Genomic DNA, 23,797 nt, shown 5'->3' on the forward strand with positions numbered 1-23,797 from the left:
TTCGGCTACCCGGCGAGCAGGCTCTCGGCCGTCTCGACCCGGTCCTGGATCGCGCCGTACAACCCGAACGCGCTGTCCCCGGCGTTCTTGCGGATCTCGGCCAGCGCGTCCAGGTCCGCCCGGGCCTCGGTCGACCGGCCGAGCCGGGCGTAGACCAGCGCCCGCCGTGACAGCGTGACGAGTTCCCGGGTCGGCGCGTAGGCCAGCGGCGCCGCGGCCCGCACCGACGCCTCGACGTGGCCGAGCGCCGCGGGCCAGTCCTCGGCGGTGATCGCGATGTCGGCCAGGATGGCGTACGCGGTCACCTCGACGAACCGGGCGATGTGCTCGGGCGGCGCGGTCGCCGGGCCGGTCACCAGCTCGATGGCGTCGTGGAGCCCGGCCGCGGCCTCCTCGTCGCGGCCCAGGGTGTGCAGCATGATGGCGTGCAGGATGACCGCGTTCGGCCGCCCCTCGCGGTCGCCGGCCTGACGCATCAGGTCGGCCGCCGTCCGGGCGTAGGGCAGCGCCTCCACGTTGCGCCCGTCCTGCTCCAGGGCCCAGGCGAGGTAGTAGTTCGACCAGCCGGCCAGACCCGGATCCGCCGTCCGGCCGGCGAACTCGATCGCCTGCCGCGCGTAGGTCACCGCGGTGGCCGGATCGGCCAGGCAGACCAGGTGCACCCAGGCGAGGTAGCCCAGATGCACGGCCTGCAGCCGGTCGTCGCCGAGCCGCCGCGCGGCCTGTGCCGACAGCGTGTACACGTCCTCCCAGTGCGGCCAGAACGACCAGTTGTCGGAGAACCAGTGCACGGCCTCGGCGACGTCGATGACCCGCTGGTCCGATCCGTCAGCGGCCGCCTGCCGGAACGCCGGCAGCCAGTTCTCCGCCTCGGCGCGCAGCCAGGCGTCCGCGGCGGCCGGGGAGCTCAGCTCGGCCGGGACCGTCGCGCCCGGCGGTGGCGGGCCGTGGCCCGGCTCGAAGAACCGGCCGGCGAGGATCGCGGTGTCCAGCAGCCAGGCGTCGCGCCGGGCGGCGACCGCCGCCCGCTCCCCGGCGTCCTCGGCCCGCTCCAGTTCGGACGCCGCGTAGAGCCGCAGCAGGTCGTGGAACCGCAGCCGCCCGTCCGAGCCCTGCTGCAGCAGCCCCAGATCGACCAGTTCGTCGAGCGCGTCCTCGGTCGCCGGCAGCGGCTGCCGGACCAGGATCGCCGCCAGGCCGGCCCCGGTGGACGTGCCGGGGATCAGCGCCAGCCGCCGGAACAGCCGTTGCCCGGCGTCGGACAGCTGCTGGTAGGAGAGCGTGAACGCGGCCTTGATCTGCAGATCCTCGGTGGCCAGGGTGTCCAGCCGGCGTTCGTGCGAGGCGAGCCGGGCGATCAGGTCGTCGGCCGTCCACCGCGGGATGCTGACCAGCCGGTTGCCGGCGATCCGCAGCGCCAGCGGGACATGGACGCACAGGTCGGCGATGGCGCGCAGCCCGGCCGGGGCGATCGCCCGGTCGTCGACGATCGCGGCGAGCAGCGTCACCGCGTCCTCCGGCGGAAAAGCCGCCAACCGCAGCCGGCGTACGGACTCCAGCCCGCTGAGCGCCCGGCGACTGGTCACCAGCACGGCCGCCGGCCCCTCCCCCGGCAGCGCCGGGCGCACCTGGCCCTCGCTGATCGCGTTGTCCAGCACCACCACCACGGGCCGGTCGCGCACCAGCGAGCGCCACAGCGCGGACGCCTCCTCGACGTCGCGGGGCAGCGCCTTGGCGGCCGGGTCGATCGCGCGGATCAGTTCACCGAGGACCGCCGACGGGGTCAGCGGCTCGTCGTCGAGGCCGCGCAGATCCACGAACAACCGCTGGTCGACCGGCCAGGCCGCGGCGGCCTGGACCGCGAGGGCGGTCTTGCCGAAGCCCGGCGAGCCACTGATCACCACGACCGGGGACGGGGTGTGGGCGATCCACTCGCGGATCCGGGCGAGTTCCGGTGCGCGGCCGATGAAGTCGGCCAGCGGCACGAGCGCCGGCCGCCCGGCACCCCCGGCCCGGCCGGCCCGGGCCGCGGCGAGGAAGGCGGCCTGGTCGGCGCCGGTCAGGCGCAGGCCGTCGGCGAGCGCCTGCACGGTGCGCGCCCGCGGCCGCTTGCTGATCTCCCGTTCCATGTCGCTGATCGCCCGGTCGCTCACCCCGGACGCCGCGCAGAGCCCTTCGAGTGTCAGCCCGGCGGCGAGACGAAAATGCCGCAGCAGCACGCCGAAGGAGTCCATGCCCGCCAGCCTTGCACGCACGCTGGCCTGCGCGTTTCCTTCATGATGAAGCTCTCACCAGGTCGGCCCGCAGCTCGTGCCGGCCGGTGACGCCGATCTTGCGGTAGACCCGGGACAGGTGGGTGCCGACGGTCCGGGCCGAGAGGAACAGCCGCTCGGCGATCAGCCGGTTGTTCAGCCCGGCCGCGGCCAGCTCGGCCACCTGCCGCTCCTGGGCGGTCAGCGCGGTCACCGGCGTGTCAGGGCCGCCCGGCGCGCCGACGGCGATCTCCCGGTGGGCGAGCTCGGCGCTGCCGGTCGCACCGAGCCGGGTGAAGATCTCCGCGGCCGTGCTGAGCGCGGCCCGGGCGTCGCGGGTGCTGCGGTTGCGGCGCAGCCACACCCCGTGGTGCAGGTGGGCGAGCCCGTGCTCGTGCGGCCACCGCGCCCCGGCCGGGTCCCCGGCGGCCCGGCGGAACCCGTCCTCGTCCTCGCCCAGCAACGCCCCGCCGAGCGCCAGCAGGATCCGCATCCGAGGTCCGGGATCGGCCCCGGCCGCCCGCCGGACCTGGTCCAGCACGGGTCGTGCGTCGTCGTGCCGTCCGCTGCGCGCCGCCGCGGCCGCCAGGTCGGCCACGGCACGGGCGGACAGGTACGGATGCAACGGCCGCCCGTCCTGGCCGAACATCGACCGCAGGTACCGGTAGCCGCTGTCGTGATCCCCGTCGTTCCCGCAGGCCAGGCCGCAGGCGCGGAGCAGCCGGACGTGCGCCGGCCGGTTGCTCTGCGGGTCCAGCCGCCGCCAGGTCTCCCGCGCCAGCCGCAGCGCCTGCCCATTCTCGCCGCGCAAGGCGTGCAGCAACGCCCGCAGCGCGGCCAGGCCGACCGCCATGGTGGGCATCTCACCGGCCGTGGGCATACTGGCGTACCGGTGCGCGAGCTCCCACTCGCCGGTGTCGAGCAGCGCGTTGACCAGGGCGAGCTGCATCCCGAAGCCGGGCGACGGCGAGTCCTCGAACAGGTCGCCGGCGAGCGCGCGGCGCAACGCCGCGACGGCCGGCCGGCTGCGGTCCTCGGTCCAGGCGACCATGCCGAACAGCGCCAGGCGGTACCGGTCCCGCCGGCTCAGCGGCGCGCCGTCCGGAGGCAGGCCGGCGGCGTCGCCGAGGACCCGGCCCGGGTGATCCTCCGGGGCGATGATCTGCCGGACGTACGCCGTGGCGATCGGATCCGGTTCCGGCGCGACGGCGGCGAGCAGCGGGATCAGGCCGAGCCGATGCTCCTCGTCGCCGGTCAGCCAGGCGGCGGTCGCGGCGAGCGCGGCCAGGTCGAGCGCGTTGCGCGGGCCCGGCCCGCCGGGGCGCGGCACACCGGCGAGGATGCCGTAGGCCTCGTGCGGCCGGCCGCTCCACAACGTGGCCGCGGCCGCCGGCCAGGCCGCCTCGGCGAGCAGGTCGGGGTCGCCGGTCAGGTCCCGCACCCGGGCGTACAGCTCGGTGGCCCAGGCCGTGTCGCGCAGGTCGCGGGCGTCGGCGACGGCCCGGACCAGACGGCGCGCCGCCTCACCGGGCACCGGCGACCGGTCCGCCGACTGCTGCATGGCCGCGGTGGCCCGGTAGAGCTCCCCGCGGTCGCGGAAGATCCCCGCGGCGGCCTCCAGCCCGGCCGCGACCTGTTCGTCCGCGCCGGATCCGGCGGCGGCCAGCTGCCCGGCCCGCTGCTCCGGAACGGCGATCAGCACCGCCGCGAGGTCCCGGTGCGCCCGCACGCGCAGGTGGATCGACGCCGACCGATAGGCCGCCTCGGACACCAACGGATGAGAAAAAACCATGTCCTTTCCGGTACGGGCGACGAGCCCCGCCGACAGCGCCGCACGCCACCCGCCGGCATCGGTAACCCGCGCGGCACGGCCGATCAGCTCCGGGTCGGCCGGGACACCGGCGGCGGCCAGATACCGCAGCAGCACCCGGGCATCGGCCGGCAGCCGGCCGATCTCGGCGCCGAACACGGACAGCAGCCCACCCGCGAGCGAACCCGGATCGCCCAGCTCGATCAGCGCCGCCGGATTCCCGCCGGCCCGGTGCCGGACCGCCGCCCGGTCCGCAGCCGTCAGCGGGCGGCCACGCCCGGCGATCAGCCGGTCGGCGTCTTCGCGGCCCAGCGGCGACAACTCCAGGACCGGCAGGCCGGCCAGCGGACCCGGCAGCGGGGCCCGGCTCGCGGCCAGCACGGCCACCGACGGTACCGCCGACAACCGCGCCACCGTGGCGAGCACCCGCGGATCGAGGTGGTCCGCGTCGTCGACCACGATCAGCACCGGCGACCCGGCCGCGATCGCCGTGACGGCCGCCGCCACGACCGATGGCAGCTCGCTGTGGTGCGGCGCCCGGGTGCCCGGTTCGAGGCCGAGAAAGGCCAGCGCCGGCCCGCCGATCGCGGCCGGCAGCGCGGCGAGGTCGTGCCGCACCGCCAGGAGCAGGTGCAGATACGGCCGTTGCGCGGGGCCGGCCGACCCGGCCAGGGTGAGCACGCGATGCCGGCCGGCGCGACGGGCCGGCTGGATGCCGGCGGCGAGCAGACTCGACCGGCCGGAGCCACGGCCGCCGGTGATCACCAGCGCCGGGCGGTCACCGGGCGGGGCCGCCAGCAGGCGGGTGATCCTGGCGAGCTCGACATCGCGGCCGGTCAGCTGCTCGCCGGCCGATGACGACGTCATGGGGTGCATGAGCCCAGTCGATCACCAGGGCGGCAGGCCGCACCAGGAAGGAGCCATGAAGTTTCGTTGCGCGCGGGCGTGTTCGGCACCGGCGTACAGGCGCAGCAGCTCGGGAATCTCCAGGCGGCCGTCGGGCCGCCGGCGCACCAGGTTGAGCTCGGCCAACTCGTCCACCGAGGTCCGCTCCGCCGTCGGCGCCGGGTCCGGTTCGCCGCTCATCGCCAGCCGGTGCAGCAGTCGTCGCGCGGGCCCGGTGGCCTGCCGGTAGGAGAGCCGGAACGCGGCCGTGAGTCCCAGGTCGCCCGCGACCAGCGTGTCGAGTCGCCGCTCCGGCGCCGCCAGCCGGTTCAGCAGGTCCCGCGGCGTCCAGCCCGGCCGGCTGAGCAGCCGGTTCCCGGCGATCCGCAGGGCCAGCGGGAGGTTGCCGCACAGCCCCGCGATCCGCCGCAGCACGTCGTCGGCGGTGGCCTCGTGGTCCTCGACGATGGCGGCGAGCAGCCGGACCGCGTCGTCGGCGGGCAGCGCGTCGACGGTCAGCCGGCGCACGCCGTCGAGCCCGCTCAGCCTCCGGCGGCTGGTGACCAGCACGACGGCCGAACCCGCCGGGGGCAGGAGCGGCCGGACCTGGCTCTCGCCGGCGGCGTTGTCGAGGACGACGACCCACCGCTGCCCGTCGAGCATGCGGTGCCACAGCGCCGCCGCTTCGGCCGGGTTCCCGGGCACCGCGCGGATCCCCGGGTCGGCCGCCCGCAGCAGCCGCCCGAGGACGGTCACCGGCTCCGGCGGCGCGACGTCGAGGCCGTGCAGGTCGACGAAGAAGTACCGGTCGGCGGGGCAGGCCCGGGCGGCCCGGACGGCCAGCGTGGTCTTGCCCGTACCCGGCGCCCCGCTGATCAGTACGGCCGGCGCCGGCCGCTCCGCCGTCCAGCGGGCGAGCCGGTCGCGCTCGGCGGCGCGCCCGGTGAAGTCGAGGACCTGCCGGGGCAGCGGAAGGCCACCGGCGACCGCCGGGCCGGCCCGGGCCGCGGCCCGCAGCGCCGAGCGATCGTCGCCCACCAGGCCCAGCCCGTCGGCGAGCACCTCCACCGTGCGGGCCCGGGGGCTGCGGCTCACCCCGCGTTCCAGGTCGCTGATCGCCCGGTCGCTGACCCCGGACGCCGCGGCCAGTTGCGGCAGGGTCAGGTCAGCGGCCACCCGCAGCTGCCGCAGCAGCGCCCCGAACGTCCGATCCCCGGCCATGTCCCAGCAGCCTGACAGGTCCGCGGCAGCCGGTCGTCGGGTCGTGACGCACGGCTCAGCCGAGGGTCTGTTCCAGGTCCAGCTGCCATCGGTACGGGTTGGGCCCGGTCGGCGCGCGCGGCGGCAGGGCGGCCCCGGGCAGCGTGAAACTGATCCGGGTGCCGGCCCCGGCCGGGTTGTCGGTGGCCGCGATCGTGCCGCCGTGGCGTTCCACGATCCGCTTGCAGATGGCCAGCCCCAGCCCGGTCCCGGTGTAGCCGGCGTCCCGGTGGGCGCGGTGGAAGTTGCCGAAGACCGCGTCGTGCTGGCCGGCCGGGATGCCGATGCCGTTGTCGGTGATCTCGACCCGGACCAGCCCCGGCTCGGCCGGATCGGCGCCGGTGGTGACGGTGATCGCCGGCGTGACGCCCGGGGCGGTGTACTTGATGGCGTTGCCGATCAGGTTCTCCAGCAGTTGCCGGATCAGCACCGGATCGCCGTCGACCGGGGCCAGCCCGCCGAACTCGAACGACGGCACGGCGACCCCGGCGCTCTGCGCGTGGTCGGCCCGCCCGGCGGTGATGTCCTCGACCAGCGCGTCGAGGTCGCAGGGCATCCGGATCAGGGTGGCGTCGCGCGCGGTGGTGTAGGCGAGCAGGTCGTCGATGAGGGCGCGCATCCGGGTCGAGGCCCGCTGGATGCGGGTGATGCCGTCGACCAGGGCGTCCGGGTCGTCGAGGTCCTGCAGCAGGGCCTCGCTCCAGCCCTCGACGGTGGCCAGCGGGTTGAGCAGGTCGTGCGCGACGACACCGGCGAAGTTCGCCAGCTCGTCGCGGTGCCGCCGGTCCGCGGTGATGTCGTGCAGGGCCACCACGGCGTACTTGCGGTCGTAGATCTGCCCGGGCATCAGCACCGCGTTGACCTTGACGATCCGGCCCTCGGGGACGCCGTCGTTGCGGATCATGAGTTCGAGCGGGTCGAGGTGCTCCCCGGCGAGCACCCGCTTGTGCGGCAGGTCCTGCTCGGCGACCGGCGTGCCGTCCAGGTGGAAGACGCCGTAGTAGCTGGCCGCCTCGACGTGCGCGCCGGGGCTGGTGAAGCCGCCGAGCATCCGGGCGATGGCCGGGTTGCGCACCAGGAACTCGCCCTGCTCGTCGACGACGCCGATGCCCTCGCTGATCGACTCGATCACAGTGGTCAGCAGTTGCGCCTGTTCACGCAGCCGGGTGGTGAGGGCGTCGCGTTCCTCGCGCGACACCGCCAGCGCCAGGCCGACGACCGCGATGGTGCCGACGAACAACTGGGCGACCAGGGCCCGTACCGAATGGGAGGGAATTGATGCGAACGGACCGTCGCCGTTGAGCGTGAACAGCACCGCCACCGTGCCGAACACCAGGTCGTGCAGCACCACGAAGGTGACGCCCAGCCGCAGCCCGGCCCACACCGTCAGGGCGATCAGCGCGAACGCCGCGGGCAGCGAGTCCGCGACACCGAACATCAGGTAGTAGGCGAGCACGGACGAGACGATCAGCGCCGCGTACTCGATCCGCCGCCCGGCCGGCAGCGCGGGCCAGGGCATCCGCCGGTGCTGCCACGCCCGCCGGACGAGGTCGCCGACCCGCCGGCTCGCGATCCCGATCAGCAGGATGCTGACCACGTTGCGGATCAGCCAGATGACCGAGGCCAGCGCGGGCCAGCGCCCGTCGAGCAGCCACACCCCGGCCGGGCCGATCACCGCGCCGGGGCCGCTCGCGACGGCGGCCGCGGCGATCAGCCGCCACAGCTGCCGGGACCGGGACCGCCCCTGGCCGTCGTCGCCGCCGGCCGCGTCCTCCGGCAGCCAGCGCCGGAACAGGGCGGTGAACAGGTAGGCCTGGGTCAGGTTGGCGGCCAGGAAGAACGCCGCCAGGCCCACGCCCGTACCGGTGGCGAGGTTGACCGCCATGGTGATCGCGGCCAGGCTGAGCAGGTCCAGCCACCGCCATCGGGAGTCCCGCTGCACGACGAACCAGACGGCCAGCAGCCCGGCGGCCGGCCAGACCAGACTGAAGTTCGTCCAGTCCATCATCGTCAGCCGGCTCAGGCACGTCGCCGCCACGAACAAGATCGAAAATCCGACGGTACGGGCGGACGAACGGCGCAACGTCAGGCCGGTGTCGCCCAGCGAACGCGCCATCGCAGCTTCTCCCCTCGTCTGCCGTTCGGCCGCCCCCGCCCGAACCTGAGCGTTCCCGGCAACAAAACGATCAGCCGCAGAGTGCGGCGACGATGAACCGGGCGCGGGCCGCGGCGATGCCGGGCGCGGTGTACTGGATCAGGTTCTCGTCCAGGGTGACCTGCCGGGTCCCGTCGGCCAGGTGGAAGGTGTAGGTACTGTGCCCGATCACGGTCCCGGTGTGCCCCCAGGCCGGGCCGCAGGGCAGTGCCGCGTACGAGAGACCGAGCCCGTTGGGCGTGCCCGTCGTCATCTCGGCGAGCTGCGCCGGCGGCAGCAGTCGCCCGGCCAGCAGCGCCCGGTAGAACACGTTCACGTCGTGCGGCGTGGACACCATCGCGCCGGCCGCCCAGCCCCAGGACATGTCGTAGTCGGTGAAGTCGCGCGGGAGCCCGTCGGCCATCTGGACGTAGGCGCGATCGTGCGGCCCGCGCAGGCCGGCCCGCGTACCGGGAAAATAGGTGTGTCCCAGCCGCAGCGGCCGCAGGATGCGCCGGTCGACCTCGGCGGCGACGGTGTGCCCGGTGACCTTCTCCACGAGCATCCCGGCGAGGATGTAGTCGGTGTTCGAGTAGTGGTAGGCCGCGCCGGGCTCACCGGTGCGCGGCTGCGCGAGCCCGATGGCGGCCAGCTCTGCCGGTCGGAACGTCCGGTGGCGGTTCGCCTCGAAGTCGGCCTCGGTGCGGAAGATCCCGTCCGGGTAGTCGCCGATCCCGCTGTAGTGCCCCAGCAGCATCCGCACGGTCGTCCGGGCGCCCAGATCGGCCGGCAGGACACCGGGCAGGTAGTCGGCGACCGGCACGTCCAGCCCGACCCGGCGCTCGGCGACGAGTTGCAGCACGGTCGTCGCGACGAACGTCTTGGTGACGCTGCCGATCCGGTGCTCCAGCCCCGGTCGCGCCGGCCGTCCGGTCCGCAGGTCGGCGACCCCGGCGGCGCCGCCCCAGACCGCGGAGCCGACCCGGACCTCGGCCACCAGCCCCGGCATCCCCGCGGCGTGCTCAGCCTCCAGCAGCCCCTGCAACTCGGCGAACGAGCTGGTCACGGCCGCGGCGGGCGCGATGGTCGCACCGGTCGCGAGAAGTCCGGCCACGGCCCCGGCCAGGAGCCGATTGATGATCGTCATAGACATGGCCCGACCCTAGAAAAGCAGGGCCCAGCCGGAATCCGGTGAATCCCCGACCACACCCCCTAATGCCACTCCCCCGGGACGTGTCGATGACAGGCTGAGGAGAACCACTGTCCCGCTGATCATTAGGGGTGACGGCATCGCCAAAGCCCTGGTGATCGTGGCCGCGGCGGTGATCCTCGGGATCCTCACCGCGCTCGCCAACCACCTGCTTCTCGACGACGACACCCCGAAAGCGATGCGGTCCGGGGTGGTGACGGCGGTGGTGGCCGCTCTGGTCCTCGTCTGGCAGGACCGCCGAGGAAAGAACAAGCGGTAACCGGCACACCACGTCCGGGCCAGACCGCGCGGCACGGACCTTCCGAGGTGCTGTGTTCAGCCCCGCGGACGGCTCGCCCTGCGCCGCCGCACCGCTTTCCGCGCTCGGAAGTAGACACTCACCGCGACCGCGAACATCACGCACCCGCCGATGGTCTCCCTGGTGAATGACCAGTCCCCGGTGCCAACCCCGTACCCGACCGCCACGATCGAGACCAGGACCTGCGCGGCCAGCAGACTCTGCCAGGTGCCGTCGTCCTCCCCGGCGATCGCCGGCGGGTCCGCCGCGCCTGGAGCAGTTCCGGCCGGCTCCGCCGTCATGGCATTTCGCCCTTCTGCCCAGCTCGTTGATCAGAGTCGTCGAAGTGTTGCGACCGGTTCACAAAGTATTTCAGCGCGGCCGGGCGAGCGCCTTCGCCCGATCGTGGCCGCCGGGCCTCATCGGACAGCGCGCCTCGTCCGTTCGGGCTGGTATCTCTGTCGACTGGTTTGGCGACACAGGTATGTACCAGCACGATGGATCGCCATACATTCGGTGCCGTGACGGCGTGGCCCGTAGTGCCGCCCACCGCTCGCCTCGATCGTTCCCGCGCGACGATCACGTTGTTGCGTGCCGAGATCGGCCAGTGGTTCGACACGCGTGCCGCCGACGAGCGCTTTGCACTGTTCAAGCAGCATTTCGTCATTCTCCGGCAGGTGTTCGGGACGATCGTCGACCGCGTCGACGAGCAGTTCGACGCGCTGGCCGGCTCCGGTGGCACGGCCGGTGAGATCCACGCCGCCTGCCGGGACCTGGACCGGCGCCGGGACCTGGTAGCCCGCACCTTCCGGTGGTACCGGGCGAAGTACGACCAGCGCGACCGCCAGGACCTGCCGGGGAAGGTGATCCGGGCCGCCGACCAGCTGGTCCGCAGCTGCTGGGAGGAGCCGTTCACGGTGGCCGGGGTGGACCGTCCGTCCGGCCCGCTGGCCTATCTGGACGACCGCTTCGACGCGGTCTCCACCCCGCGCGTGTCCGTCCCGTCGGACCTGCGGGCCCCCGACGACGAGCTGATCGGCGAGTTCGTCCGCCAGCTGCCGATCCCGGTGGTGGCCCTGCCCGCGACCAGTGTCCACGAGCCCTGGTGGCTGGTGCTGTGCGCGCACGAGGTCGGGCACCACGTGCAGTTCGACCTCGATCCGGGCCTGGTCGGCCGGACCCGGGAGGCGATCTCCGGCGCCGTCCTCGACCGGGACGAGGACGTCCGGACGCTCTGGCCGTCGTGGTCGCTCGAGGTGTTCGCGGACGCGTTCGCGGTGCTCAGCGTCGGGACCGCCGCGGCGTACGCGGTGACCGATCTGGAATACGGTCCACCGGCCACCCTGGCCTACTGGCCCGGGGACGGCGACCGGTATCCGCCGCCGGCCGTCCGCCTCGCCCTGCACGGCGAGCTCGCCCGGGCGGCCGGGCTGAACGATCCCGGGCCGGGCGCCCAGGACGTCACCGGCTGGCTCGACCGGCTGCCGGCCGGTGGCGTGGTGCCGGCCGTCGCCGACCTGACCCGCCGGCTGCTCGCGGCCACCGCCGCGGTGGCCCGGGCCCTGCTCACGGTCGAGGTCGGCGGGCGCGACCTGCCCCGGCTCTGCGGCCTGTCGGCCGGGCAGTTCACCACCGCCGATCAGTGGCGGAACCTGCTCGTCCAGCAGCGGCCGGTCTTCGCCGGCCTCAAGACCCGGCCGGCCGCCCGGTCCGCGATCGCCGCCGGGGTCGCCGCGTTCGCCGGGGCCATCGACGATCCGGTACGCCGTGACCTGGCCGGCCGCAACCTCGTCGACCTGCTGGTCCGCTGCGGCCCGCCGGGCACCCTGGCCGCGAGCCGGGAGCCGGACCTCGTCGCGATCGGCGGCCGGCTCGCCGATCTCCTGGTCGGTGGGGTGCCGCGATGATCCGGGTGGTGGTCGAGGTCCGCCCGGCGGCGCCGGGGAGGAGCTCCGGGTACGCCTCGCCGAGCCCCCGATCGTCATCCGCCCGTTCTGACCGGGTGTCCCGCACCCCGGAAGGCGCGCCCTTCCCCGCCCTCGACCCGCCCGCCGAGCTCGGCGCATGAGCATCTCCGAACAGCAGGTGACGGACTGGGTCAACGGGTACGTCACCGCGTGGCGCAGCACCGACCCGACGGACATCCGCCCCCACCTGCAACTGCTGACCGGGCGCATCCCGTACGTCGAAGGTCTGATAGGTCAGATCGATGCGGCCGGCGTCCGGATGGTGGAAGGTCTTGTCCATCCGGGCGAGCGCGCCGACGCGCTGCCGCCCCCAGCGCTCGGCGAACTCCGGCTGGTCCGCGAGGCCGTCCAGCACGGCCAGCACCTCCGGGTCGGCCGGGAACAGCCCGGCGTTGAGGCGCAGCGCGTGCACCACGGCGTCGGCCGCCGCCGGCCAGTCGTCGAAGAACGTGCGGGCCCGCGGGTCGGTGAACACCACCCGCACCATGCTGGGCCGCGGCCCGAACGGGGCCAGCAGCGCCGCGCCGAGCGGGTTGGCCGCGAGCACGTCGAAGGCCGGGCCGAAGACATACGCCGCCGCCTGCGGGAAGCCGTCCATCAGGTCCCGCAGCGCCGGGTGCACGACGGCACCGGCCACGGCCGGGGTGCGGTCCGGATGGAGGCCCGCGAGCCGGTAGAGGTGCCCCCGGGTGTCTCACCTCTGCCATCACCCGATCCTGGAAAGCTCGTCCGGGTCCTGCCAGGGAGTGCCGCTCCCCGGCAGGACCGGCCCGATCAGTCCGACGGGCCGGCGTTCCCGGTCAGCCCCTGCTCGATCTTGTGCATGGTGTGCACGTACGCCTCGTTGATGTCGATGCCGAGCTTGTCGGCGAGCACGAACGTCCACCACAGCGACTCGGCGAGCTTGTGCTCGAGTTCCGCGTCCACGTCACCGTCGATCGGCCAGGTGCCGTCCTTGGCCAGCAGCAGCCGGCCGAGGTAGCCGACGTCGTTCGAGAAGCCGATCATGAGTTCGTGCATCGACCAGGTCTTGCCGTTGACGCGCTGCTCGATCGTCTCGTACAGCGCGCGGACGGCCAGCGCCTGCTTCCGTGCGTCGTCGAGGATGGGCCAGGCCTCTTTCATGGTGGTGTCCTTTCGCCGGTGTTCGCGCTGGATGGGGCGGGGTCAGACGCCGGCGAGCACGGACGGGTCGCCGTCCAGCCAGACGTTGTCGACGGTGAGCCGGTGCAGCACCCAGACGTCGCCCTCGCGGATCAGTTCGGCGTCGTACCGGTTCGTCATGAGCAGGTGCCGCGAATGGTCGGCCTTCGGCAGGTGCTGCGCGGACACCACCGCCTCCAGGTGGGCCTTGTCCCCGTCGATGGTGACCCGCGGGTTCGACACCAGGTGGGTCGTGTCGAACGGGGCGAGCGAACCCAGCACCGCCGAGACGATCGTGTCCCGGCCGTGCATGGCCGGGTAGTCGAGACCGATCTTGGCCGTGGCCGGGCTGTTGTCGGAGATCGCGTCGACGGCGAGCGACGAGGCGAACAGCGACTCGTCCTTGAGGTCGACCCCGGCGGCGTACCGGTAGAGGGCCTCGGTCACGGCAAGCTGGTCCGCGAGCAGGTGGAGAACGGTGTCTGTCATGCCTCGATCGTCGGCCGCCGGGCGCCCGGCGCCCATCCCGCGATCGCGGGGATTCCTAGAAAGCGGCCAGGCGGGCGGTGAGCTCGGGCCGCGTCCGCACCCCGACCTTGGCGTAGATCGCTTTGACGTGGTCCCGGACGGTGTGCAGCGACAGCGTCAGCTGCGTGGCCATCTCCTCCAGTGACCGGCCCTCGACGACCAGCTCGGCCACCGTCCGCTCCCGCGCCGTCAGGTCGTGCAACGCCAGCAGCAGCGGAAACAGCGACCGCGCGCCGGCCGGCTCCAGCGACATGACCACCTTCGGCGAGGCCGCCCCGTGCAGCGCCTCCGCCCGCACCGCGACCAGCCCGCCGGCCGTGGTGCCCAGCCGCGACCGGGCGGGCCGCTGAGCCCGGGCCGCGAGCGAGATCCACCGCAACGCGGTCGGCAGCGGCGCGCTCAGGTCGGCCATGCCCAGCCGGGCGAGCCAGGCCCGGGCCTCGGGCGTGTACCCCTCGATGGCATCGCCGTCACCCAGCACCAGCGTCCCGGCGCCCGGCGCGGACCGCCGATCGGCCTGTGCCGCCAGCGCCGTCCGCAGCAGATCGGCCCGCAGCGCGACGCCCACCTCCCGGGCGATGTCGCCCACGTAGCCGGCCTCCGCCGCGCTGAACGGCCGATCACCGGTGTCCCGGGTCAGGCACGCGGAACCCCAGGCGCTCTGCCCGCTGCGTGCCACCACCCGCAGATCATGCGGACCCGGCTGGTCCGGGTCGTCCAGACCGCGCAGCTCCCGCTCGACCGCTACCAGGTCGAAGTTCCCCGACTCGGTGGGCAGCATCGTCTCCGGATCAGAGGTCCACCAGGCGCCGAGGTCGAAGGAGATCACCCGCCGGAGCCGGGCCTCGACCGCGTCGAGCAGCTCCCGCGCCGGCGGCTCCTCGGCCGCCAGGTCACTGATCGCCCGGCGAACCGCCCGGGCCCGGGACCCGTGCACCGACAAACCGGACTCCGCCATGCGCGCAACGGTACGTCGCCCCACCGGCCCGGTCAGCCGGACTTTCCCGACAAGGGCCAGACAAAGATCAAAACCTCGATTACGGTACGACCGCAGCACCGTCCCCGCGCGGTCCCGAAGCCCCGGGGGCGAGCGTCCGGGGGGGACAAACTCAACCCCGCACCGCCCCTGGCCGGTGACGTAGCGTCGTCGGCATGGACCACCGAGCCGAGATCCGCGAGTTCCTCGCCACGAGGCGCGCCAAGATCACGCCGGAGCAGGTCGGCCTGCCCGCCGGCACCGGCCTGCGCCGGGTCCCCGGCCTGCGCCGGGAGGAGGTCGCCGTGCTCGCCGGCGTCTCCACCGACTGGTACGTCCGCCTGGAGAAGGGCCACATCGACGGCGTCTCCGACGACGTCCTGGACGCGGTCGCCCGGGCCCTGCGGCTCGACGACGCCGAGCGGCTGCACCTGTTCAACCTGGCCCGGACGGCGAAACCCCAGCGGGTGGCCCGCCGCCGCAAGGCCCCGCCCACGGTCCGCGACAGCGTGCGCCGGATCGTGGACTCGATGAGCACCCCGGCCTTCGTCCGCAACGGGCGCCTGGACGTGCTGGCCGTCAACCCGCTCGGCCGGGCGCTGTACGCGCCGGCCTTCGAGGACGCCGGCCGGCCGGTGAACATGGCCCGGTTCTGCTTCCTCGACCCGGCGGCGCAGACCTTCTACCCGGACTGGGCGGATGTCGCCCGGGCCACCGTCGCCGTGCTGCGCGCCGCGGCCGGGCGCGACCCGCACCACCGGGAGCTCACCGACCTGGTCGGCGAGCTGGCCACCCGCAGCGAGGTGTTCCGCACCGAGTGGGCCTCGCACAACGTCCTCCTGCACCAGCACGGCAGCAAGCACTTCCAGCACCCGCTGGTCGGGCTGATCGACGTCACGTTCGACTCGATGGATCTACCCGCGGACCCGGGGCTGACGCTGACCGCGTACAGCACCGAGCCCGGTTCCCCGTCCGAGGACGCGCTCCGGCTGCTCGCCAGCTGGACCGCCGCCCCGGCCGATCACCACTGAAGGAGCCCCATGATGCGGAAACGTGTCCTCGGCCGCAGCGGCCTCGAAGTCTCCGCCCTCGGCCTCGGCTGCATGACCATGACCGGCGGCTACAGCGGCACCCCGGACCGCAAGGACATGATCGCCCTGCTGCACCGGGCGGTGGACCTCGGTGTCACCCTCTTCGACACCGCCGAGATCTACGGGCCGCACGTCAACGAGGAGCTGGTCGGCGAGGCCCTCGCGCCGTACGCCGACCGGGTCGTCATCGCCACCAAGTTCGCGCAGGACATCGACCCGGTGAGCCGCGTGCCGCGCGGCCGGATGCTGCGCCCGGAGGATCTCCCGGCCGCCGTCGACGGGTCGCTCCGGCGCCTCGGCCTCGATGTGATCGGCCTGTACTACCAGCACCGGGTGAACCCCGACGTGCCGATCGAGGAGATCGCCGGCGCGGTCCGGGAGCTGATCACCGCGGGCAAGGTCAAGCACTTCGGGATGTCCGAGGCGGCCGAGGAGACCATCCGCCGCGCCCACGCCGTGCAGCCGGTGACCGCGGTGCAGAGCGAGTACAACCTGTGGTGGCGCCGCCCCGAGCAGGGGGTGCTCGCCGCCTGCGCCGAGCTGGGCATCGGCTTCGTGCCGTTCAGCCCGCTCGGCAAGGGCTTCCTGACCGGCACCGTGGACACCTCGACCGCCTTCGCCGCCGACGACCTGCGCGCCCGGATCCCCCGGTTCGCCGGGGAGGCGCTGGAGCACAACCTCGCCCTGGTCGACGCGGTCAAGGCGGTCGCCGCGGACCGGGGCGTCACGCCCGGCCAGATCGCCCTGGCCTGGCTGCTCGCCCGGCAGCCGTGGATCGTCCCGATCCCGGGCACCACCAAGGCGCACCGCCTCGAGGAGAACCTCGCCGCCGCCGACCTCACGCTCACCCCGGCCGAGGTCGAGCGGCTGGACGGGCTGTCGGCCGAGTTCGAGATCCGGGGCGGCCGGTACCCGGATGCCCTGGAGGCCCAGACCAACCTCTGACCGGCGACCGGTCAGAAGCGGAACCGCTGGACCAGGTTCTGCAGGCCGGTGGCGGCCACCGCGAGCTCCTCGGTGGCGGCCCGGGCCTGACGCATGCCGGTGCTGGTGGTGGTCGCTCCGGCGGCGACCTGGCCGATGGTGCCGGCGATGTCGGTGGTGCCGGCCGCGGCGTGGGCGATGTTCCGGCTGATCTCACCGGTGGTCGCGGTCTGCTCCTCGACCGCGGCGGCGATCGTGGTCTGGTACTGGTTGATCTCCTCGATCACCCGGGCGATCTCGTTGATCGACGTCGCCGCGGCCTGGGCGTCGGCCTGGATGGCGGCGACCCGCCCGGAGATGTCCTCGGTGGCCCGGGCGGTCTCCTGGGCCAGGTCCTTGACCTCGGAGGCGACCACCGCGAAGCCCTTGCCCATGTCGCCGGCCCGGGCCGCCTCGATGGTGGCGTTCAGGGCGAGCAGGTTGGTCTGCTCGGCGATCGAGGTGATCAGGTTCAGCACGTTGCCGATCTCGGCGCTGGACGTGTCGAGCTGGGCGACGGTGCGCGAGGCGCTGGTCGCGGCGGTGACGGCGGCCGCGGCGACCCGGGCGGCGTCGGACGCCGACTCGGCGATCTCGCGGATCGCGGCGGACATCTCCTCGGCGCCGGCGACGACCGACTGCACCCGCTCGGAGACGTCGGTCGCGGCGGCGGCGACCGTCTGGGTCTGCCCGGACGCCCCTTCGGCGGTGCCGGCGATCGTGATGGTGGTCTGCGCGAGCTCCGAGGCCGAGGTGGCGACGCCGGCCGCGGTCCGGGACACCTCCTGCACGGTGTCGCGCAGACTGGTCGTCGCCGTGTCGAGGGCGTCGGCCATCCGGCCGATCTCGTCGCGGGACCCGGTCGAGGCGACCCCGGTCAGGTCGCCGCCGGCCAGGCCGGTCAGCACCGCGCCGACCTGCCGCAGCGGCCCGACGATCCGCCGCACGGTGTACGCGGCCACGACCGCGCCGATCAGCACGCCGAGGCCGACCAGCAGGATGACCTGCAGGCGGGCCCGATGGTACTGGGCCTGCGCGTCGGCGATCTTCCGGTGCGCGTCGGTGGTCTCCGCCTCGCGGGCCGTGTCCAGCGCGGCGAAGGCCTTGTTGACCAGCGGGACCAGGGTGTTGGTGGCGAGATCCTCGAACAGCACGAGGTTGTCGGCGCGCGCGGCCGGGATCTGCTTGGCGTCGCGGATGCTCAGGTACTGCTGCCAGATCTGGCTGAACTCATCGATCGCGGCCGGATCGTTGGCGTGCGGCCGGTAGGTGGCGACCGCCGCGGTCACCGCGTCGTCGGCCTTCTGCAGCGCGGCCACCGCGGCCGCCTTGTCCGTCTTCAGGGCGACGTCCCGGACCGCGATCCGGGCCCCCAGCGCCGCGGTGTGCAGATCGGCCAGTTCCAGCGCGGGCGCCATGTTCTCCCGCACCACCGCCTCGCTGCTGGCGTACACCGTGGCCAGGCTGGCGACCGCCAGCACCCCGGCGGCGACGGCCGCCGCGGCGACCACACCGACCGCGGTGAAGATCTTCGCCGCGACCGGAAGGTCGCCGAACCATCCTGAGGCGCGACCCCGGCGCGGCCGAGCGCTACTCGTTGCGGACATCAGCACGGTCCTCCCGATCCCCGGCACCACGCCGAGGCCCTGCGATCACAGCGCCGACAGTCCTATCGGCCCGCGGCCGGAACTGCTGAACCCGTGGCTCACCGGACGGCGTCGCGCAGTCCCTCGACCTGCAGCAGCCGTTCCAGCAGGTTGACCCGGAACGCCACGGTCAGCAGCGCGAACCACAGCACCAGCGTCGGCAGCACGGTGGTGAAGACGATCGGCCCGGGTCCGGTGAGCTCGAAGTAGTCCGACAGCGCCGGGGTGAACAGCACCGCGATGAAGGCGAGCAGCAGCACGATCACGAGCAGCGCGGGCCGCCGGTCGGCGATCGGGGCCCGCCAGGCCGCGAAGAACCGGTTCGGCGGGGCGAGGAACAGCAGCAGGATGAACGAGGCCAGGCAGAAGAACGTGGTCAGGCCGGTCTGCGCGCCGATCGACGCGGCCGCCGCCACGAAGTCCGCGCCGCCGTAGGTCAGCCCGGTCAGGGCCTCGAAGTCGGCGATCCGGTCGGCCGGGGCGGTGCCGACGGTGAACAGCTGGGTGACCGATTCGTACAGAATGGCATAGATCGCCGTGCCGAACCCGGCGGTGACGATCGCGGCCGGCAGGACGAACCGGGCCAGGTTGGTCAGCGGGTGCCGGTCCGGCGGGGTGTCCGGGGCCCACATGGTGAGGAAGAACGTCGGCACGCCGACGGTCAGCAGGGTCAGGCCGACCTGCGCCGGGGCGTAGGGAAAGCCCAGGCCGAGCATGGTCACCGCGAGGATGACCAGCCCCTGCGAGGCGACCCGGGCGAGGAACACGTACATCGAGACGGTGATGCCGTTGACGATCCGCCGGCCCTCGTGCTGGGCGGGCAGCAGCGCGGCGAACGAGTCGTCGAGCAGCACGATGTCGGCGACGTCCCGGGTGACCGCGCTGCCGCTGCGCATCGCGACGCCGACGTGCGCGCCCTTGATCGCGCGGGCGTCGTTGACGCCGTCCCCGATCATCGCGACGTAGTGGCCCTGCCGGCGCAGCGAGGCGACGACGCGTTCCTTCTGCTCCGGCGCGACCCGTCCGAACACGGCCGTGCCGGCGACGATCCGGTCGAGGGCGGCGTCGTCGAGGCCGTCCAGGGCCGGGCCGGCGACCGGATCACCGGCGTCGAGTCCGGCGCGGGCGGCGAGCGCGGCGACGGTCCGCGGGTCGTCGCCGGAGAGCACCTTCACCGCCACCCCGCCGGCCCGGAACCGGTGGATGCTGTCGGCGACCTCGGGCCGCAACTGATCAGCGAGCGCGACCAGCCCGACCACCTCCAGCGGCGACAGCGCGGGCCCGCCGGCACCGTCGCGCAGCCCGGCGTCCGGGACGCGAGCCAGCAGCAACACCCGCAGGCCGCGCGCCGCCAGGTCCGCGACCACTTCCGCGAAAACCGGATTGCCGACGTACGGCGTGAGCGCGTCCGGCGCACCGAGCACCCAGCTGCCGTCCGCGACGGTCACCCCCGACCAGCGCAGCGAGGACGAGAACGGCACCTCGTCCCGGACCCCCGGCCAGGCCGTGCCGGGCAGGCCGGCCGCCAGTGCGACGGTGGTCAGGTTCGCGCTGGTCACGGTGCGGGCGAACGCCCCGAGCAGCGCCTCGGCATCGCACTCCCCGAACGCCCGGACCCGCTCGACGGTGAGCCGCCCGGTGGTCAGCGTGCCGGTCTTGTCGGTGCACACCACGTCGACGTTGCTGACCGACTCGACCGCGTTCACCTGCTGGACCAGCGCGCCGCACTTGGCGATCCGGGCCGCGCCCCCGGTGTAGGCGACCGCGATGAGCAGGAACAACCCGTACGGAATCAGCCCGGACAGCACCGCGGTGATCTGCACCGTCCGCAGCACGCTCAGCCCCTCGATCATCGCCTGGCCGAGGATCACGCCGCTCATCAGCACGGTCAGCGTGATCACCAGCCGGACGACGAACTCGACCCGCCGCTGCAGCGGGGTCCGGTCGGTGGTCGATCGGCGGGCCTCGGCGGTCAGCCGCCCGGCGTAGCTGTCCGCCCCGACGTCCCGGGCCAGCTGGTAGCCGTCCCCGGCCACGCAGAAGCTGCCCGAGCGCAGGTCGTCCCCGGGGTTCTTGAGCACCGGGTCGGACTCGCCGGTCAGCAGCGACTCGTCGGCCTCGACCCGGCCGCCGTCGAGCAGCGGGCCGTCCACCACGATCTGGTCGCCGGCCCGGACCCGCAGCAGGTCACCCCGGACCACCTCGGTCACGGCGGCCTCGACCTCCCGGCCGTCGCGGACCACCACCACGGCGGCCCGGTCCAGCAGTTGGAGCCGGTCCAGCTTGCGCTTGGCCCGGATCTCCTGAACGGCGCTGATCACCGCGTTGATCAGGCCGAGTCCGACACTGATCAGCGCGTCGCTGTACCGCCCGAGGGCCAGCAGCGCGGCGCCGATGACGAACAGAATCGTGTTGAAGAACGAGAAGACGTTGCTGCGCAGGATGTCGGCGTAACCGCGGGTACTCCCACCGGCGGCGACGTTGCCTTCCCCGCGCCGCCGCCGGGCCTCGGCCTCACCACTGGTCAGACCCGCTCGGACGTCCATTCGGCTCGCACTCCCGGGCTGCTCTCCGACACGCTGTAGGGCCATGGTCGCCCACCACCACCGCCCCCGGAGGTCATTTCCCCCGGCCCGGGGAGCGCGGCGTGCGGATCGGGGGCGCGGGCGTGGCGCTCAGTTCTTCTGCTCCAGGAAGGCCAGGGTGACTGCGGCGAACAGCGGTGAGTCGACGATGTTGTAGTGGGTCAGGCCGGGCAGGATGGCCAGCGCGTGCCCGCCGGCGGGCCGGCCCTCGTTCATCCAGCCGCCGTCCCGGAGCCCGCCGTCGAGCAGCTTGAACACCTCGACGAAGTGGCTCGGCGGCGCCATGTCGGCGTCGGCGGCGACCACCAGGGTCGGCACCCGCAGGTTGCGGACCTCGTCGGTGAAGTCGAAGTCCTTGGCCATCCACTCGCCGGCCTTGTCGAGCAGCTTCGGGAAGTCCTCCGGGCGCGGGGCGACCCGCTGGTAGAGCTCGTACATCGGCGTTTCTTTCATGAAGTCGGCCGCCGCGGCGGTGACCTGGCCCTGCTGCTGAAGGATCTCCGGATAGGTGGCGGCCCGGCTGATGTGCGCGGACGCCGCCACCAGCCGGCCCACCTTCGCCGGGTGCCGGAACGCGACGTGATAGGCCACCCCGCCGCCGAGCGAGAAACCGGCCACGGCCGGCTGGTCCAGGCCGAGGTGGTCGATCAGCGCGGCCACGTCGTCGGCCATCAGCCCGAGGTCCAGCGGCCGGTCGATGTCGGCGGTGCGGCCGTGCCCCTGCAGGTCGACCAGGATCACCCGGTGCTTCGCGGCCAGCGCGGGCAGGATCGGCCCGAACATCTCCCCCGAGCCGAGACCGCCGTGCAGCAGGACCAGCGGGCTGCCCTCGCCGTGCGTCTCGTAGTAGAGGTTGATGCCGTTGACCTCGGCGTACTGACCCGAACCAAAGCTCGTCATGATGTCTCCCTCGTTGCTCACGATCGACTGTTGCCGGTTCAGACCGGGCGTGTGCCGCAAACTCATCGGCGCGCGCTAGGTTTTCTCGCGTGGCCGACACGACGATGCAATCGCGGCAGCTGGAGGCGTTCCGGCCGGAGCTGACCGGGCACTGCTACCGGATGCTCGGCTCGGCCTTCGAGGCCGAGGACGCGGTCCAGGAGACGATGGTCCGGGCCTGGAAAGGGCTGGACCGGTTCGAGGGGCGCTCCGCGCTGCGGTCCTGGCTGTACCGGATCGCGACGAACGTCTGCCTGACCATGCTGACCAGCGCGCAGTTGCGGGTCCGGCCGATGGATCTCGGCCCGGCCGGGTCCGGGCACGCCACCGACCCGGGCGAGCCGCGGCCCGAGCAGATCTGGGTGGGCCCGGTGCCGGACGCCCGGGTGCTGGCCGCGGTCGCCGACCCGGCCGACGTGGTCGCCGGGCGGGAGTCGATCCGGCTGGCGTTCATCGCCGCGCTGCAGCACCTGCCGCCCCAGCAGCGGGCGGTGCTGATCCTGCGGGAGGTGCTGGCCTGGTCGGCGCAGGAGGTGGCCGACCTGCTCGACACGTCGGTGGCCGGCGTCAACAGCGCCCTGCAGCGGGCCCGCGCCACGATCGCCACGGCCGAGGTCACCGCCGACGTGCACGATCCGCTGGACAAGGAGCAGCAGGCGCTGCTCAGCAGCTATGTGCGGGCGTTCGAGGCGTACGACCTCGACGCGCTGACCACGCTGCTGCACGACGACGCGAAACTGTCGATGCCGCCGCTGCCGCTGTGGCTGCGCGGCCACGACGACATCTCGGCGTGGATGGCCGGCACCGGCAGCGGCTGCCGCGGCTCCCGGCTGGTGCCGGTGGTGGCCAGCGGCCTGCCGGCGTTCGGGCAGTACCGGCCGAGCCGGACCGGCGCCGGGCACGACCCGTGGGCGCTGATCGTGCTGGAGATCTCAGCCGGGCGCATCGCCGGGGTCAACAACTTCCTGGACACCGCCCGGCTGTTCCCGCTGTTCGGGCTCCCGGCCCACCTCGGGTAACTCGCCGGCCAGCCCGAGCAGGCGGATCAGGCCGCGCAGGTCCGGGCGGGCGCCGGCGAGCAGCAGGCGCCGGCCGTGCCGGCGCGCGGTCAGCCGGAGCCGGGCCAGGGCCTCGACCGTCACGACGGTCGGCCGGGTCACGCCGGACACGTCGCAGAGCACTACTCCGCGGTCCCCGGCGTCCAGCAGCGCGGACAGGCCGGCGCACAGGCCGGGGATGTCCGCTCGGGTGACCGTCGAACCGACGGCGAACAAGACCGCCACGTGATGAGGACCGACCGGGGCGCGCAAACTCATCGGCACTGCGTCACCAGTCGAGGGCCGCGGGAGTGAACGGCTCGTCCTCCGGGGCCGCCTTCCGCGCGGCGAGCTGGGCGACGGCGGCGTCGCCGACCGGGATACGCAGCGGAGTCCGCTCGTCCTCCAGCGCCGCCGCGACCGCCCGCGCGACCTCCGCCACGGTGATCGGCGCCGACCGGAACCTCGGCAGCTGATCGAGCAGCGGACGGTACGGATTGTCGTCGTCGAGGTACATCCGGGCCCGCTCCGCCCCGCCGGAGGCGACCGCGCCCGGCTGGAACACCTGCACCGCGACGCCGAAGTGCCGCGCCTCGATCGCGAGCGTCTCCGCGAACGCCTCCAGCGCCCACTTGCTGGCCGCATAGGTGCCGATCAGCGGGATCACCAGGCGGCCCTGAATGCTGGAGACGAACAGGATCCGCCCCGCCCCACGCTCGCGCATCCCGGGCAGGACGGCCTGCGCCACCCGGAGCGCGCCGAACGTGTTGAGCTCGAAGATCCGCTGGACCTCGGCCATCGGCACCGTCTCGACCGGGGCCCGGAGCGTGTCGCCGGCGTTGCTGATCAGCACGTCGACGCGGCCGGCGGCGGCCACGGCGGCCCCGACCGACTCCGGCACGGTCACGTCCAGCGCCAGCCGCAGCACCGCCGGCACGCCGGTGAGCGCGGTGACGTCGCGGGCGGTGGCGATCACCTCGTGGCCGCGCTCGGTCAGCTCCTCGGCCAGGCCTTTCCCGATGCCCCTGGATGCTCCGGTGATCAGAATCCGGCTCACGCTGTGCCCCGCCCTCTAGTCGGTTCGATTTCTGGAC

At 73.7% G+C, this 23,797-nt stretch carries 19 protein-coding genes and 1 pseudogene; 5 read left to right on the forward strand and 15 right to left on the reverse strand.

All coding sequences use genetic code 11. The annotated features are described in order from the left end of the window. Positions 1-5 precede the first annotated feature (5 nt). From L3i22_RS33325 to L3i22_RS33345, 5 genes are all read right to left on the reverse strand, one after another. Complete coding sequence (locus L3i22_RS33325; RefSeq protein WP_221321457.1) at positions 6-2,234, reverse strand: helix-turn-helix domain-containing protein; 2,229 nt, start codon at positions 2,232-2,234, stop codon at positions 6-8. A 40-nt stretch (positions 2,235-2,274) separates the two neighbouring features. Next, positions 2,275-4,929 carry a LuxR family transcriptional regulator gene (locus tag L3i22_RS33330; protein WP_221321458.1) on the reverse strand — a complete coding sequence of 885 codons (2,655 nt, stop codon included), beginning with the start codon at positions 4,927-4,929 and terminating at the stop codon, positions 2,275-2,277. A 21-nt stretch (positions 4,930-4,950) separates the two neighbouring features. After that, positions 4,951-6,168, reverse strand: coding sequence for a helix-turn-helix domain-containing protein (locus L3i22_RS33335; protein ID WP_221321459.1), 1,218 nt, complete (start codon positions 6,166-6,168; stop codon positions 4,951-4,953). A gap of 55 nt (positions 6,169-6,223) precedes the next feature. Beyond that, positions 6,224-8,323 carry an ATP-binding protein gene (locus tag L3i22_RS33340; protein ID WP_255657358.1) on the reverse strand — a complete coding sequence of 700 codons (2,100 nt, stop codon included), beginning with the start codon at positions 8,321-8,323 and terminating at the stop codon, positions 6,224-6,226. A 70-nt stretch (positions 8,324-8,393) separates the two neighbouring features. Continuing rightward, positions 8,394-9,494: a serine hydrolase gene (locus L3i22_RS33345; RefSeq protein WP_221321460.1), complete on the reverse strand. Its 1,101-nt coding sequence runs from the start codon at positions 9,492-9,494 to the stop codon at positions 8,394-8,396. A 151-nt stretch (positions 9,495-9,645) separates the two neighbouring features. Here L3i22_RS33345 and L3i22_RS33350 point away from each other — a divergent pair, with 151 nt between their 5' ends. Beyond that, positions 9,646-9,810, forward strand: a complete 165-nt coding sequence (locus L3i22_RS33350; RefSeq protein ID WP_221321461.1) for a hypothetical protein — start codon at positions 9,646-9,648, stop codon at positions 9,808-9,810. 56 nt (positions 9,811-9,866) lie between these two features. On the opposite strand, the gene L3i22_RS33355 is transcribed toward L3i22_RS33350, so the two are convergent. Beyond that, positions 9,867-10,130 (reverse strand): hypothetical protein, encoded by a 264-nt coding sequence (locus L3i22_RS33355; protein ID WP_221321462.1) that lies wholly within the window; start codon positions 10,128-10,130, stop codon positions 9,867-9,869. A 219-nt stretch (positions 10,131-10,349) separates the two neighbouring features. Between L3i22_RS33355 and L3i22_RS53890 the strand changes: the two genes are divergently transcribed. Continuing rightward, positions 10,350-11,735, forward strand: coding sequence for a hypothetical protein (locus L3i22_RS53890; RefSeq protein WP_255657359.1), 1,386 nt, complete (start codon positions 10,350-10,352; stop codon positions 11,733-11,735). Between the two features lie 304 nt (positions 11,736-12,039). On the opposite strand, the pseudogene L3i22_RS54705 reads toward L3i22_RS53890, so the two are convergent. From L3i22_RS54705 to L3i22_RS33375, 4 genes and pseudogenes are all read right to left on the reverse strand, one after another. Beyond that, a pseudogene (locus L3i22_RS54705) lies at positions 12,040-12,393 on the reverse strand (transcriptional regulator); the annotation flags it as partial. 176 nt (positions 12,394-12,569) lie between these two features. Then, entirely contained in the window at positions 12,570-12,920 is a 351-nt protein-coding gene (locus tag L3i22_RS33365; protein ID WP_221321464.1) for a hypothetical protein, read from the reverse strand. 42 nt (positions 12,921-12,962) lie between these two features. Beyond that, positions 12,963-13,427 carry a nuclear transport factor 2 family protein gene (locus tag L3i22_RS33370; protein WP_221321465.1) on the reverse strand — a complete coding sequence of 155 codons (465 nt, stop codon included), beginning with the start codon at positions 13,425-13,427 and terminating at the stop codon, positions 12,963-12,965. Between the two features lie 55 nt (positions 13,428-13,482). Continuing rightward, entirely contained in the window at positions 13,483-14,424 is a 942-nt protein-coding gene (locus L3i22_RS33375) for a helix-turn-helix transcriptional regulator (protein WP_221321466.1), read from the reverse strand. A 194-nt stretch (positions 14,425-14,618) separates the two neighbouring features. On the opposite strand from L3i22_RS33375, the gene L3i22_RS33380 reads away from it, so the two are divergent. Together L3i22_RS33380 and L3i22_RS33385 are read left to right on the forward strand one after the other, a co-directional pair. Beyond that, on the forward strand, positions 14,619-15,473 hold the full coding sequence (locus L3i22_RS33380) for a helix-turn-helix transcriptional regulator (protein WP_221321467.1): 855 nt from the start codon (positions 14,619-14,621) through the stop codon (positions 15,471-15,473). A gap of 12 nt (positions 15,474-15,485) precedes the next feature. After that, a complete protein-coding gene (locus L3i22_RS33385; protein WP_221321468.1) occupies positions 15,486-16,478 on the forward strand; it encodes an aldo/keto reductase in 993 nt (330 codons plus the stop codon). 11 nt (positions 16,479-16,489) lie between these two features. Here the strand turns inward: L3i22_RS33385 and L3i22_RS33390 are convergent, their stop codons facing one another. From L3i22_RS33390 to L3i22_RS33400, 3 genes are all read right to left on the reverse strand, one after another. Then, positions 16,490-18,103, reverse strand: coding sequence for a methyl-accepting chemotaxis protein (locus L3i22_RS33390; RefSeq protein ID WP_221321469.1), 1,614 nt, complete (start codon positions 18,101-18,103; stop codon positions 16,490-16,492). Positions 18,104-18,201: 98 nt separating this feature from the next. Continuing rightward, positions 18,202-20,688 (reverse strand): HAD-IC family P-type ATPase, encoded by a 2,487-nt coding sequence (locus L3i22_RS33395; RefSeq protein ID WP_221321470.1) that lies wholly within the window; start codon positions 20,686-20,688, stop codon positions 18,202-18,204. A gap of 129 nt (positions 20,689-20,817) precedes the next feature. Beyond that, on the reverse strand, positions 20,818-21,627 hold the full coding sequence (locus L3i22_RS33400; RefSeq protein WP_221321471.1) for an alpha/beta fold hydrolase: 810 nt from the start codon (positions 21,625-21,627) through the stop codon (positions 20,818-20,820). A 104-nt stretch (positions 21,628-21,731) separates the two neighbouring features. On the opposite strand from L3i22_RS33400, the gene L3i22_RS33405 reads away from it, so the two are divergent. Then, positions 21,732-22,685 (forward strand): sigma-70 family RNA polymerase sigma factor, encoded by a 954-nt coding sequence (locus L3i22_RS33405; RefSeq protein ID WP_221330283.1) that lies wholly within the window; start codon positions 21,732-21,734, stop codon positions 22,683-22,685. On the opposite strand, the gene L3i22_RS33410 is transcribed toward L3i22_RS33405, so the two are convergent. Beyond that, positions 22,599-22,982, reverse strand: coding sequence for an STAS domain-containing protein (locus L3i22_RS33410; RefSeq protein ID WP_221321472.1), 384 nt, complete (start codon positions 22,980-22,982; stop codon positions 22,599-22,601). The genes L3i22_RS33405 and L3i22_RS33410 overlap by 87 nt on opposite strands. A gap of 10 nt (positions 22,983-22,992) precedes the next feature. Beyond that, the gene (locus L3i22_RS33415; protein WP_221321473.1) at positions 22,993-23,760 is read right to left on the reverse strand and encodes an SDR family NAD(P)-dependent oxidoreductase; all 768 of its coding nucleotides are present in this window, start codon (positions 23,758-23,760) and stop codon (positions 22,993-22,995) included. Positions 23,761-23,797 lie beyond the last annotated feature (37 nt).

Source organism: Actinoplanes sp. L3-i22, assembly GCF_019704555.1.
GTDB lineage: Bacteria > Actinomycetota > Actinomycetes > Mycobacteriales > Micromonosporaceae > Actinoplanes.

Excerpts from the sequence above, each read along its gene's own strand:
- L3i22_RS33365 (WP_221321464.1), bottom strand. The coding sequence starts at position 12,920 with ATGAAAGAGGCCTGGCCCATCCTCGACGACGCACGGAAGCAGGCGCTG.
- L3i22_RS33325 (WP_221321457.1), bottom strand. The coding sequence starts at position 2,234 with ATGGACTCCTTCGGCGTGCTGCTGCGGCATTTTCGTCTCGCCGCCGGG.
- L3i22_RS33345 (WP_221321460.1), bottom strand. The coding sequence starts at position 9,494 with ATGTCTATGACGATCATCAATCGGCTCCTGGCCGGGGCCGTGGCCGGA.
- L3i22_RS33335 (WP_221321459.1), bottom strand. The coding sequence starts at position 6,168 with ATGGCCGGGGATCGGACGTTCGGGGCGCTGCTGCGGCAGCTGCGGGTG.
- L3i22_RS33340 (WP_255657358.1), bottom strand. The coding sequence starts at position 8,323 with ATGGCGCGTTCGCTGGGCGACACCGGCCTGACGTTGCGCCGTTCGTCC.
- L3i22_RS33390 (WP_221321469.1), bottom strand. The coding sequence starts at position 18,103 with ATGTCCGCAACGAGTAGCGCTCGGCCGCGCCGGGGTCGCGCCTCAGGA.
- L3i22_RS33330 (WP_221321458.1), bottom strand. The coding sequence starts at position 4,929 with ATGACGTCGTCATCGGCCGGCGAGCAGCTGACCGGCCGCGATGTCGAG.
- L3i22_RS33400 (WP_221321471.1), bottom strand. The coding sequence starts at position 21,627 with ATGACGAGCTTTGGTTCGGGTCAGTACGCCGAGGTCAACGGCATCAAC.
- L3i22_RS33410 (WP_221321472.1), bottom strand. The coding sequence starts at position 22,982 with ATGAGTTTGCGCGCCCCGGTCGGTCCTCATCACGTGGCGGTCTTGTTC.
- L3i22_RS33370 (WP_221321465.1), bottom strand. The coding sequence starts at position 13,427 with ATGACAGACACCGTTCTCCACCTGCTCGCGGACCAGCTTGCCGTGACC.
- L3i22_RS33355 (WP_221321462.1), bottom strand. The coding sequence starts at position 10,130 with ATGACGGCGGAGCCGGCCGGAACTGCTCCAGGCGCGGCGGACCCGCCG.
- L3i22_RS33405 (WP_221330283.1), top strand. The coding sequence starts at position 21,732 with ATGCAATCGCGGCAGCTGGAGGCGTTCCGGCCGGAGCTGACCGGGCAC.
- L3i22_RS33380 (WP_221321467.1), top strand. The coding sequence starts at position 14,619 with ATGGACCACCGAGCCGAGATCCGCGAGTTCCTCGCCACGAGGCGCGCC.
- L3i22_RS33385 (WP_221321468.1), top strand. The coding sequence starts at position 15,486 with ATGCGGAAACGTGTCCTCGGCCGCAGCGGCCTCGAAGTCTCCGCCCTC.
- L3i22_RS33395 (WP_221321470.1), bottom strand. The coding sequence starts at position 20,688 with ATGGACGTCCGAGCGGGTCTGACCAGTGGTGAGGCCGAGGCCCGGCGG.
- L3i22_RS33375 (WP_221321466.1), bottom strand. The coding sequence starts at position 14,424 with ATGGCGGAGTCCGGTTTGTCGGTGCACGGGTCCCGGGCCCGGGCGGTT.